General features: G+C 35.8%; 10 protein-coding genes and 1 pseudogene. 9 read left to right on the top strand and 2 right to left on the bottom strand.

What is annotated here, in order from left to right; genetic code table 11:
* Positions 1–146: 146 nt before the first annotated feature.
* The 5 genes from ACFOOI_RS21845 (at position 147) to ACFOOI_RS21825 (ending at position 8,318) form a co-directional block, all read left to right on the top strand.
* Positions 147–4,829, top strand: coding sequence for an Ig-like domain-containing protein (locus tag ACFOOI_RS21845; protein ID WP_379840310.1), 4,683 nt, complete (start codon positions 147–149; stop codon positions 4,827–4,829).
* Positions 4,830–5,119: 290 nt separating this feature from the next.
* A complete protein-coding gene (locus tag ACFOOI_RS21840) occupies positions 5,120–5,926 on the top strand; it encodes an RHS repeat domain-containing protein (RefSeq protein ID WP_379840309.1) in 807 nt (268 codons plus the stop codon).
* The gene (locus tag ACFOOI_RS21835; protein ID WP_379840308.1) at positions 5,923–6,462 is read left to right on the top strand and encodes a hypothetical protein; all 540 of its coding nucleotides are present in this window, start codon (positions 5,923–5,925) and stop codon (positions 6,460–6,462) included. The genes ACFOOI_RS21840 and ACFOOI_RS21835 overlap by 4 nt, the downstream gene beginning before the upstream one ends.
* Positions 6,462–6,740, top strand: a complete 279-nt coding sequence (locus ACFOOI_RS21830) for a hypothetical protein (RefSeq protein ID WP_379840307.1) — start codon at positions 6,462–6,464, stop codon at positions 6,738–6,740. The genes ACFOOI_RS21835 and ACFOOI_RS21830 overlap by 1 nt, the downstream gene beginning before the upstream one ends.
* A 978-nt stretch (positions 6,741–7,718) precedes the next feature.
* Positions 7,719–8,318 (top strand): AAA family ATPase, encoded by a 600-nt coding sequence (locus tag ACFOOI_RS21825; protein ID WP_379840306.1) that lies wholly within the window; start codon positions 7,719–7,721, stop codon positions 8,316–8,318.
* 211 nt (positions 8,319–8,529) lie between these two features.
* On the opposite strand, the pseudogene ACFOOI_RS21820 reads toward ACFOOI_RS21825, so the two are convergent.
* Positions 8,530–9,075: pseudogene (locus ACFOOI_RS21820) on the bottom strand (IS3 family transposase); the annotation flags it as partial.
* Positions 9,076–9,510: 435 nt separating this feature from the next.
* Positions 9,511–9,690: a transposase gene (locus ACFOOI_RS21815; RefSeq protein WP_379840305.1), complete on the bottom strand. Its 180-nt coding sequence runs from the start codon at positions 9,688–9,690 to the stop codon at positions 9,511–9,513.
* Between the two features lie 105 nt (positions 9,691–9,795).
* Here ACFOOI_RS21815 and ACFOOI_RS21810 point away from each other — a divergent pair, with 105 nt between their 5' ends.
* The 4 genes from ACFOOI_RS21810 to ACFOOI_RS21795 all read left to right on the top strand — a co-directional run bounded on the left by ACFOOI_RS21810 (position 9,796) and on the right by ACFOOI_RS21795 (position 12,520).
* Positions 9,796–10,176 (top strand): hypothetical protein, encoded by a 381-nt coding sequence (locus ACFOOI_RS21810; protein WP_379840304.1) that lies wholly within the window; start codon positions 9,796–9,798, stop codon positions 10,174–10,176.
* A 593-nt stretch (positions 10,177–10,769) separates the two neighbouring features.
* The gene (locus ACFOOI_RS21805; protein ID WP_379840303.1) at positions 10,770–11,192 is read left to right on the top strand and encodes a hypothetical protein; all 423 of its coding nucleotides are present in this window, start codon (positions 10,770–10,772) and stop codon (positions 11,190–11,192) included.
* Positions 11,193–11,478: 286 nt separating this feature from the next.
* Positions 11,479–12,246, top strand: coding sequence for a prolipoprotein diacylglyceryl transferase (locus ACFOOI_RS21800; RefSeq protein WP_379840302.1), 768 nt, complete (start codon positions 11,479–11,481; stop codon positions 12,244–12,246).
* A gap of 7 nt (positions 12,247–12,253) precedes the next feature.
* Positions 12,254–12,520 (top strand): hypothetical protein, encoded by a 267-nt coding sequence (locus ACFOOI_RS21795; protein WP_379840301.1) that lies wholly within the window; start codon positions 12,254–12,256, stop codon positions 12,518–12,520.
* Positions 12,521–12,644 lie beyond the last annotated feature (124 nt).

Genomic DNA, 12,644 nt, shown 5'->3' with positions numbered 1-12,644 from the left:
ACAATTATGCTATTACGATTAGACTTACTATAATGAAAAAAAACAATTACCTATATTTAAAATTTAAATTGATTTTACTTTTTATATGGTCACTTTACTCTTCAAAAATTCATGCTCAAGTAAATATCGTTAGTGCCCCTTTGAATATGCAGATCCTAGGCCGTGACGTGACTACTGACAAAGGCTCTTTCACAATAGCTGGTACAGTAAAAAATAATGTAAATAATATATCGGCCATAAGAATTACCGTAAAACGTGCGGGTAGCCCCTATTCTCAAACTATCTTACCACTTACCTATGTTGGTAATATTGCCAATTTTACACATACCGGTACCATAGATGCCGAGTTGGTCAATTATAGCATAACCGTTGAAAGCCAAATTGGCTCAAGTTTTACACTTGAAAGAAGTATTACTAACGTGGTAGCAGGAGACGTTTTTGTCGTCAGTGGCCAATCTAATGGCGAGGCACGTTCATTTAGCGGTAGTGCTAATGCCAACGCCAGCCCGTTTATTCGTACCTTTAGCGGAAATCAGATCTCTGGATCTGCTGTACTGTCCACTTCTTCGTGGTTTGAGGGAAATGGAGATACATGGAATTCCGCTGCCTCTGTAGGCCAGTGGGGGTTAAAACTTGCCAAGCTTCTAATGGATGATTTACAAGTGCCCATTGCTATATTTAATGGTGGCCATGCTGGGAAGCCCATTTCACACTTTGCCAGACCATTAGATTACCAAACCTCACTCAATAGTAATTATGGTAGACTTTTCTTTAGACTTAATACTACAGGACTGCGACCATTTGTTAAAGCTATACTCTGGGCTCAAGGTGAATCTGACGGACGTAATGGTTTAGCAACAGCTGCTTACAAAAATAATTTTACTCAATTAAATAACAATTGGAAAGAAGATTTCCCTAACATTCAACATACTTACATTTTTCAAACTAAAAATGGATGTAACACAAATCCCCATCTAATAAAGGAAGCCCAACGCCAAATAGCTATAGAGAACTCCAGTATAAGTATAATGCAAACAGACGCAATTCAACAGTTTAGTGATAATTGCCATTTTCCCTTTGCGAATGGCTATGAAAAGTTTGCCAGTAGAATCCTTCCACTCCTTAAAAGAGACATTTATGGGCAAAATCCAACAGGGGTAATAGATATTCCTGAAATTACATGTGCCTACTTACAATCTTCTACACAATTGGTTGTATCTACCAATACAGGTAACTTATATGCAGGCAATGGCTTTGCTAACTTCCAACTTAGCTCAAGCACCGGAGCCAATATTACAAATATCGATGTGTCGGGTAACAACATTATATTTACTCTCTCGCAGCATCCCGGCACCGCTACAATATCTTATCTCGGTAGTAAATCACCTATAGACCCCGACAACCGATATGTGACAAACTCCGCAGGCTTAGAGCTGGTCTGTTTTTACCAATATCCTGTGGCTTTAAGTCCACCTGAACCAATTATTACTTCCACCACTTCTGCCGAAAGATGCGGATCAGGCAGCATTATCTTACAAGCCACCGCCAATTACAATGGTATAATTCATTGGTTTGCAACTCCCTCCAGCGAAACCCCGCTAGGAAGTGGCAACAGCTTCACCACGCCATCTTTGACCAATACTACAACCTACTATGTAAGTTCTCTATGTTCTGGTGATTATTCTCACCCAAAGGTAGCAGTAACTGCTACTATAAAGCCATTACCCAGTATTGTTAGTACCACACCGTCTTCAAGTTGTGGTGGTAATGTCTTACTAAAGGCTACTACAGATAATGGCCAAGTAAGATGGTATGAAGCCCCAAATGGGGGTACGACTCTGGCCATTGGAAATGACTTTACCACACGTATTCTAAATAAAAGCACCACTTATTATGCTGAGGCCATAAACAATGGATGTGCATCGGCTACCAGAACTCCTGTAACTGCAACTATATACACCCTACCTGAGGCTCCCATTACTGGTGGTAACAGGGCAACTTGTGCAAAATCGGCCACAACACTCGTGGCCATTGCCACATCAGCAGAAAATACCACCATTGAATGGTATGATGCAGCATCGGGGGGAAATGTGGTAAGTAACCCTTCACTCTCCGCAATAGGAAGTGTCACCTATTATGCCGCTTCCAAGTCAGTCAATAACTGTATAAGCCAATATCGAACACCCATAAAATTGACCATAGCCGCTGATGCGGATTGTTTTGAAGACGGTGGCTATGTAGCTTGCAATGCCCCTACAACCTATTTTCACCAATCAGTTAACATGAAAGGCCTCTTCGACTGGCACGAACACGGAAACGCAGTTGAAGTAAAACCTGGTGCAGTAGTGAACTTCTCCAATGGTTTTAGCTATACTTTTGGTAATCATGCCACTTGTTTTACCAATAATGGATTATGGTTAGCATCCTCAGAAGCTATGCATTATTTTAAAGGTATTGGCGATAATTTAATTTCAGGATCAACAGCTCCAAAGTTTTATCAGGCCAATTTTAGTAATGTGGTAAACAAAATGTATATCCATAACCAGCAAGGTATAGAGATTCGAACCCTCTTAAATTTTGAAAATGGCATTACCGCAACCCTAAGAAGCAAACATGACTTAGGAGCTATAAAGTTTTTAGAACAAGCTAATTACTCTGGACAAATGAATACCCAAAGATATGTGGATGGCTATGTAAGCAAATCAGGAATTGCTCCATTTACATTTCCGGTAGGGCACAAAGGAAATTACAGACCTTTAAAAATTGAAAATGGTAGCGACAATACCCGCACCATTTCTACAGCCTGGATTGAGGGAGATCCAAATACCATCAATTCTACCAAAGACGGCCTAATACACCAAACCAATAAATATGACACCAATGATTTAAAAGTTGTATCCACCATTGGTCAGTGGGATTGGATAGTGAACCGTGGCAATGCCACAGGTACGGTGGTATCGGTAGTCCTACCTGAGAATATTTCGAGTTTTGCAGAAGCCCCTCGGTTGCGACTAGTTGGTTGGAAAGGTAGCCAGTGGGTAAATTTATCGGCAAACAATGGTGCTATTGATGGCTGGCTCTCGGGTACGATGGTAGCCAATATTAGTGCCATCGGCATTGGAAAAGCGTGTGATAAAATCCGTATAATTCAACAACCAATAGCAAGTTCTTACTGCAAAAATGCTCCTGCTCAGCCAATATCTATAAGTACCAATGAAAGCAACTTATCTTACCAGTGGTACCTATATACTTCCTTGGAAAATCAAGTCCCAATCGAAATTGTGGGTGCTACCAATGCCACATTTACACCTCCTACAAACATAGCTGGTATTTTTTACTATCAAGTAAAAGTATATTCTGAAAATACCTGTGAAACTTTTAGCGAAAAAATAAAACTCACTATTAATGATCTACCCACCATAACGACCACCAAAGCTGGTGAAGGCTGCGTAGGGAGTTCTATAAAATTGGCTGCAATCTCAAACCTTGGTACCATCAAATGGTATGAAACCCCTACAAATCAGGTACCCTTAGCATCAGGAAACACCTTTGAGACGCCACCTTTAAACGCCACAAAAAGCTTTTATGCTGAGGCAATACACAACGAATGTATTTCAGCTGAAAGAACCCTGATAGTTGCCACAGTAAATGATCCACTACCTAGCATAACCAGCATTACCCCTGCCCAAAGGTGCGGTAAGGGTAGTGTAAGCCTTCAAGCCACGGGAAACAACAACGCTGTAGTCCATTGGTATGCCAGCCCAAGTAGTGTAAGTCCTTTGGCAACAGGAAGCAGTTATAGCACAGCACCATTAGAAGCCAACACCACTTTTTATGTAAGTGCTCTAAATTCCTGTGGTTTTTCTACCCCAAGAACCGCTGTTATAGCCACTATAAACCCACTACCGAATTTAGCAAGCACCAGCAATGCTCCCATATGTGCGGGACAAGATTTAGAGGTAAGTGTTACACCTACAGCTGGGTCAATATATTCGTGGTCGGGTCCAAACAATTTCACCAATTCCAATAGTACATGGAATTTGAGCAAGGCTACCACACGTGCCAGTGGTATCTACACTCTTTCGGTAAACCTAAACGGTTGCACAGCCTCTACGACCATTGTAAATGTGGTAAATACAGCCCCCGAGGTCAATGCCACTTCGCCAGTGGCAGTTTGTGCAGGATCCCCCTTGCAACTCAACGTAAATATCACAAACGGAGCCAATCACAGTTGGATGGGTCCAAATGGATTTAATTCTGTTGCCAAAAATCCTACCGTTTCTGAGCTTGCCACCGTTGCCATGGCGGGTACATACAGCCTTGTGGTAGGTCTTGGATCATGTACCGTTAATGCTCAGGTACTAATAACTATCAACCCCAATCCTGAATTGGTCATTAACAATCTAAATACTTCTGGCAATGGCTATTTCGACATCACAGACCCAAACATTACAGCAGGCAATACATTGCCAGTAGGCACGATACTGACGTATTTCACCAACCCAATATGCACCGATGTTTTAGCAACGCCTAATGCAATTACTAGCTCAGGCACTTACTACATCAAAGCCACCAGTTTGGCGGGCTGTATAGATATTGAACCCATAGTCGTAAATTTATGTGGCTCTATAAGTAACCTCATTAGCCCTATAGATGACTATAGCTCGGGAACGCAAATAAAAACCGCAAACTCAAAAATATCAGCAGCCAATAAAATTACAGGGGCAGCCAAAGTAACTTACCGTTCAGCACAAGCCATTGAGCTTACACCTGGTTTTTTTGCGGCATCTGGCACTGTTTTCTTGGCTGAAAATCGTGCTTGTAATTGATTTAACAGCGTGGTAAGGTAATGTTCCAGTTGTGTTGGTGACCCCATTTCAATCATAAATAGCCAATTTATCAGTCTAAAGAATGATTTTTCAGGATATATTACGACTTAACAAGATACAATTAAACTCTTTAAATCAATTAAAATGTCCCAAATGTTATGCTCCTGTTTCAGGCGTGTTGGTGAAAATAAAAAGTACAGATAATATGGCACTTATATGACAAAAACGGAAACATCAATACCCTGCAACGCTACGGTATAAATGGCAGTAGTTTTGGGCTTATTGATAATTTGAACTATTTTTATTCGGGAAATATGCTAACTGGCCTTAGTGATGCGGTTGCGGGCAATCCAAACGTGGGTGATTTTCGAGCGGGCGGAAATAGTTCAAATTACACCTACTACCCAAATGGTTCTTTGAAATCTGATGCAAACAAGGGCATAAGCCTGATAGCATACAATACCTATCTCAACAAGGTTAAACAGGTAACTTGGAGCGATGGTCGTTGGCTCAAGTTTAATTACGATGGGGCTGGATCGCTTTTGAAAAAAGAAAATTCAGCAGGAGAATATTGGGACTATGTCGGGGATTTGATTTATAAAAACGGCAATAATTATTCTTTAAATAATCCCGAAGGCAGAATAGTTTTTACAAACAACTCTTGGAATTATGAATATGACTACCGCGATATTTGGGGCAATCTTCGACTAAGTTTTGCTCCCGAAAATGGTCAATTAAAAGTAAAACAACAGTCTGACTTTGATCCTTTTGGATACACATTCAATCAATCAGCTGGCGTAAACAAGAACCTTTTTAAATACCAAAAACAGCAACGCATTGAGGATTTTAACCTAAACATTGATTTCTTCAAGTTTAGACCCTCAGACCCAACAATCGGCCGTTTTTGGATGGTGGATCCGTTGGCGGAGAAATTCCTAAGTATTTCGCCCTATGTTTATGTTTGGAATAATCCCCTCAGATACCCTGACCCTAATGGCGATTGCCCATTATGTGGGCTTGTAATTGGGGCAGGTGTTGATTATGCTTTTCAAGTAGCTGGAAATATGGCTAATGGCAAGAGCTTTACGAAGCTTTGACATATAAAATTGACCGAAATAGTATTCTTATTTCAGGGATAGCAGGTGCCGCAACTTCGGGATTGTCAGCAATTGGAGGAAAAGGAACACAGTTTGCAATAACCATTGATGCCACCGAATCGCTAGCCAAACAAATAAATACTGGCGGGATTGAGTCAGTAACACTCTCACAAACTGCCTCCGATGTTGTGTCAAACAAAGCGGCTGGTTTTTTAACGAAAAAAGCTGAAAATATAGTTGATACAAAAGTGTTAAGAAAAGAAGCCGACCGAACAGCAAGAGTAAGTGCAAACGACCCTTTAAGTACCGATAGGGCAGCAAAAGCTGAGACTACACAAAGTAGCTTAAACAGGGCTGAAAAAGTTAATAAAATTGTAGGGCAAACTGCTTCGGGGGTTGTGGGCAATACAATCCAAAATACTTCTAATGTTGTACGAACACCTAGTGGTAATAGCAGTAATACCCCAACGTTAGGTATTGCAAAATCAGATGCAACTAATGTCCAAAGACCAATCATTTTAATTCGACCAAACTAATGAAAAAGACAAATATTATTTTAGGTATCATTATATTCATAGCACCACTTTTTTTCTTGGATTCTGTTTATAAAGAAATAGAAGTGTATGAGAAAGGTGAACTTGTCAAAATGAAAATTATTGAAAAGCCAGGTTCATGTCTAGGTACAAAGGTGAAATGGCACATGAAAGTGGAATATAAGGGGAACTTTTGTGAGAATCATTACATCGGAGATATTGTAGATATTAAATATATTGAAGGTTCAAATATTATTTTATTACCTTATAAAAACAGTTAAACTCAATGCTATCCTAAATAGAATCAAAATTAGGCAAAAATGTCTTTATTGTCTTTTGTGAGATGATTTTAAGTCTGATTGAAAAACAGACCCCACTGTTTTATTATTGCGTTTCTATTGATAGGGGCTTGAAATGGCTTATGTAGCCAAATCATAAGGTCAATTTTGACGAAAATATTGAGCCTAATGAACGCGACTAGGTTTGACAAATGCCAGGCATATTTTGAAATTGCTTTCAGATATTTTAAAATCAAAATAGTGATTAATACTGTCCACAACTGGAGCATTACGACTTATTCTATGCCTAAACATTTCATTTTCAGAAATGACATCGAATCGCACAGGGGCGACTCTTCGCTTTGAAGCAACAATTGTATAAGAGTACTTAAGAAAAAAGGGCGTTATTCTGGAGTTTACCCCTCCCCTTCTCTTATATAATTTGTTGAGTTCATCTATAAATTAAATAATTTTTTTCTTATTACATAATTACACAAAAGCATATTTAAGTAATTGTGTAATTATGTTTATTTTTCAAATTAGCATTTATTTATACTGTAATCTTATTTATTTTAATCTAAACCTTTTATTTATTATTATTTTTGTGCTTTTATGTAAAAATGTTTTTATGTATTTATGTTTTTATGTAGGTTTGTATATTATTTGATTCTAACAAAAGTTAAAACGTCAACGAAACAAATTCATTAAGTTTTATTAATGATTACAATCAATCATAATAAGATAGAAGCTGAGTTTCCTGTGGGCCTTTAATTAAACAAACTATATTAATCCATTTTTGAGTAGAATTCTCAAAAAGATAAGTACGTCATTTTACAATTGGGACGATTTTTAAGGTTGGTTTACCTACCATTCAGCCCTAAAATAAGAAACTTACTCAGGTTACTTTACTAGTAACAATTTGGTAAGAGCCATAGAATATTTTTAACATAATAACGCTTTAAAGCACAAAATTCCAGAGATTTGAAAATTATAACGGTTGCACATCAAAAAGGCGGAGTAGGAAAAACCACTCTAGCATTAAACATTGGCTATTGCTTGAAGCATTCTTTGAGGGTAGCCGTTTTGGATAGTGATCCACAAGGTAGTATATCAGGATTAGGAGAGTATTTTGGCCTAGATGGTATTGATTTAGTTCCACTTGATGAACTAGGCAAGATTCAAGACAAATATGATGTAGCAATAATTGATACCCCCCCCTACCTCTCTAGTTTATTACCTGACTTTTTCGAATTATCAGATTATGTACTGGTTCCTACCAAGGCCGGAGTTCTAGACATCATGGCAATTAGAGCTACAATTCATTTGCTAAATGAATCCATGAAAAAAAAACCTAATCTTAAAGCTGGTATAGTCCTTAATATGATTCAACATAGCACAACCTTAACACAAGACATCAAAGAACAACTTAATAACTATGACATTCCTGTTTTAGTAAGCATGGTATCTCAACGAGTTAGTTACACTCGTTCACCTCTTACAGGTGGTATTTTCGAAACCGAAGACGATAAAGCAAAGGAAGAAATCCTAAACTTAACATCTGAGATATTATCAAATATGTAATACTTATATATAATTACATATTTATGTATTTACAGCTTTACGCTTAGGCAAAACACATTTTTATTAACCAATTTTCTAAAACAATCATATGATTTTTAAAAGATTTAATATCAAACACCATAAAGGTGTATCTAAATAATAATGTATTTTTGTTAATACTAATAGATTGATAAAATATTTTAAAGGCTACAAATTTAACCTACCCCCATTTTTAAACCAGTAAAGTCGAATTTATCGTTGAATATTTAGTTAAAAAATTGATACTATCTTTTACATTAAACAGTTTTGCCGGAGTCAATTTCCCAATTGAGCTGTGTCCTCTTTCAAACTTATAATATCTTAGGTATTCTTCCAATTCTTGGTACAATTGATAGCCACTATTAAAAGGGTTTAAGTATATAAGTTCATACTTTATCGTTCGCCAGAACCTTTCTATAAAAATATTGTCGATTGCTCTTCCTTTTCCATCCATGCTTATTTTAATTTCAAACTCTTTGAGTGTACTTATGAATTTTTCAGAGGTAAATTGACTTCCATGATCGGTGTTGAAGATTTCTGGCCTTCCCCAATTTAGGATTGCTTCGCGGGTAAGAACAGAAACCCAGTCGGAGGTCATACTGTTGGAAATTCCCCAGTTTACAATAAACCTGCTATGTAAATCAATTATAGCGTAAAGGTACATATAACCTCGGCTCATCGGGATGTAAGTAATATCTGAAGCCCAAACCTGATTTACCCGATTAACAACAATATCATTTAAAAGATACGGAAATTTATAAGTAGTTTTCGGGTAGGGGTTTTAGGTCCTGGTAATAAATATTTTAAGCCCATTGTTTTATACAAACGTTAAACTCTTTTAGGATTCAAAACCCACATCGAGCAGGCATTTTGAACGTAATCAAACATTCGAGGGAAGCCATAAAAAGGAGTTTTTATATACTGTTCATCCATGAGCCTCATTATGTGAAGATTCACTTGAGATTCTGGTTTAGGCTTATAATATATCTTTGTTCGGGGAATGCAGAGTAATTCACATTGGCGGCGAAAACTTAGAACTTCAGCACCACTGACCATAGAATACCGATCTTTCCTAGGTATCATGACAGCTTTTTTTTTAAGATAATCTAATTCCATTTGAAGCTTACCAATTTTGGCAAACATCTGTTCTAACCCTGGTGCAGAGTAAGACGGCTTAGGCTTTTTTAATTCTAAAGTTTGCTTTGGCTAGAAATTCGGTCTTCCATACTGAAATTTGATTGGGATGAAGCTCGTACTTTTGGCTTAATTCGGCCAAAGTTTGTTGCTCTTTCAAAGCTTCTAAAATGACCTTTAATTTGAAGTCAGATGTAAATTTACGCTTGATGTTTTTCATACTGCAATTTAAGTTTTTTTCAACTTAACTGCTGGTATTAAAATTGGGGATAACTATAGGGCATCAGGGAAAACAATCAAGAACCCTATTGGATTTATTCAAACCATGTTACCTCAACCTGATTTATTCGACCCGATAGAAGAAGAGAAACAAAAAAAGAAAGACAAGGACGTAAAGAAAGAGATTCAAATTCAACAAAAAAGAGAAGAGCAGAGTAAAGAAGAAGAAAAAAAGAAAATTCAGAAGGAATTTAATGAAGCAAAGACTAGATTCATCGAAAATATATTTATCTCAACACCTACACTTGTACAAACAGTGTTAAGTAAGCTCAAAGCCGAAAAGGAGGCTGAAAATCCAACATTTTTAATTGAATTGGCTGCAAATAATTATGTTACAAATCTAGACAACATTCAGCCAGGAAGTGCGGAAGAAATTATACACAATTACAGAAAAGGTAGTAGTTTTAGTGGTTATTTACTCGGTTGAGTAGAAGAAAATTTCTTTGATGAATATAAGAATTTTAGACAACCTTATGATGAAAAAATGAATGCACTTTGATTACAGCTTGGAGATGTTGAAAAGGCAAAATTAGTGTTGGAAGAAGCTAAATATAATATAAACAGAACTATGACGGCAAACAGGACTAGGTTATTCGAGTAATTACTTAAATAAGTATTTAAGTAAATAAGTATAATTATAAAATGGGTCTATTTAATAGTTTTTTTGCTTTGGAATAAGGATAGCACTAATTCTAGTACTCCAAGCAATAGAGCAGAAGAGTCTTTATAAAATATCATCAATGCCAATATTATGAGTAAAAAAAATTTGTAATTTTTCGAAAATGTTTGAAGCATATGGTCAATAATTGTAGACCATACCTTAATTAGCTTTTCTATATTTTTTGACCATTCTAATGCTCGTTTCAAGTTCATAATTTTTGTTCTTTATTATAAATATCTCTGTTTTTTCAAAAAGACATTTTATCTTTTTTTAAGTCCTCAAAGAAAGATACTGACATTGAAAAATTACAGAACAGAGTTTCTATTTTTGTGGTACAAAATAGAAATATAACTAGTACCATGGGAAATATAAGGAATTACGGAGGAAGGAAACCGCTTGAAAATAATAAACCCAAATCCGAAATAATAAGGGTAAGAGTTTCAAAATCTGAAAAGGAAAACTTACAGAAGGTTTTAAATCAGATTGGGCAAAAATCACTTTCTTATTTTATCAGGAGTGTTCTATTAAAAGAGCCAATTGAGGTATCAATTAAGAATTATAATCTTAATCATGCCTTGGAAGCACTTGATGTAATAGAAAAAACAGGCGATAAACTATCGAGATCAAAGAGGGAAGGACTTCGGGAAAGCAAGGCAGATATTCAGAAGATCCAAAAAGAAATTAGTAGTATTAAATCAATCTTTACGGGCTTATCAAAACGAACTATACTCTTACAAGATTTAAATAAACCAGAAAAGATTCAACAACACTTATATACTTAAATAAGTGTTAATTTTTTTAGCAAATCAATCACGTCTTGCTCATCACTCATAAAATATACCCTCCTTGCAATATTAACAAACAAGGAATTGAGCAGCCCAGCGTGAACTGGATCTGCTCGGTTTATCTTCTCGTAGACTAATCTAATTTCATGCTCATTTAGTATTTTGATATACATGGATTAAACTTGATGTTAAGAAAATTAGGTAAGTCAATTGAGGTGTTTACAAAGTTAGCAAATCCTAAAAAGAATTAAATTTACATTAATAAAGAAATAATGATTAAAGTATGATTTTGAATGTGTTTAAAATATTAGTACCTGACGGGGTAATTATATGGGATGTCGATAGGTATATTATCAACAATGGAATTAAACTAAGCTACTATGGTTTTTTATACACAGTATCATTTTTACTAAGCATTTATATTCTAAAAAAATTACACAGAACAAATTTTGAAACAGAAGACAATTTGATTTTTATCATTATCATGGCAATATCTTCAATAATAGGTGGGCGATTAGGTTTTGTCTTTTTTTATCATTTGGAAGAATTTAAACATAATCTTGAAGATGTAGTCAAAATATGGCAAGGAGGTCTTTCTAGCCACGGATCTGCACTGGGAATAGTAGCGGGAGTTTTTTGGTTTTCTCGATTTAAGAAATTTAGATATCTATATTTTTTGGATAAAGCTTTTCTATTAACACTATTGGCAGGTTTTTTTATTAGATTAGGAAATTTCTTTAATTCTGAAAAGATAGGAAAGAAAACTAATGGCGACTGGGGCGTTATATTTAGAAATAGTGCTTATGCCAATGAAATTCGACATCCCATACAACTCTATGAGTCGATGATTTGCCTAATTCTTTTTATATTCTTTTTACGTTTGAATAATCGGGTTCGAAATGGCTATCTTACAGTATTTATCGTCTTTTCATTGTTTACTTTAAGATATTTCAATATGTTTTTTTTCGGAGAAAATATAATTATTGAGCAGAATTTAAACTTCACTTTTGCATTATTTTCATTAACTTTTTTTGTTGTTTTAAAAAAATAATATATTTTTGGCTAGATTACTAATGTATTTATTCACTCAAAACTATTATTACATGAAAAAGAAAATCTTACTCTACTCAACGGTTACAGTATTGTCCTTTGGGGCTTTAATTATCACTGCTTGTGGAGATGATGCTCCAGATGGGAAAAAATATTGTATTAAAAAAATTGTAAATTGGATTAGTGAGCCTGGAAAACAGCCAGACATTACATATGGCTATGTAGACCCTTCGGCTGATGGAAGCTGTCCATATCCAGATGTAGAAAACAAGTAGTTTTACTTCTTTTTTCACTGAAATGTATGTTAGCGAAATATATCATTTAGTAAAAATATTAAATGATATATTTCGCTAATTAATTTTGAACAAAAGCAATCCTGCATAAATATATTTGTTCTTA

The organism is Lacihabitans lacunae (genome assembly GCF_042649125.1).
Lineage (GTDB): Bacteria > Bacteroidota > Bacteroidia > Cytophagales > Spirosomataceae > Leadbetterella > Leadbetterella lacunae.
Note: the sequence above shows the minus strand (reverse complement) of the source record. Positions and strands in the feature narration are given on the sequence as shown.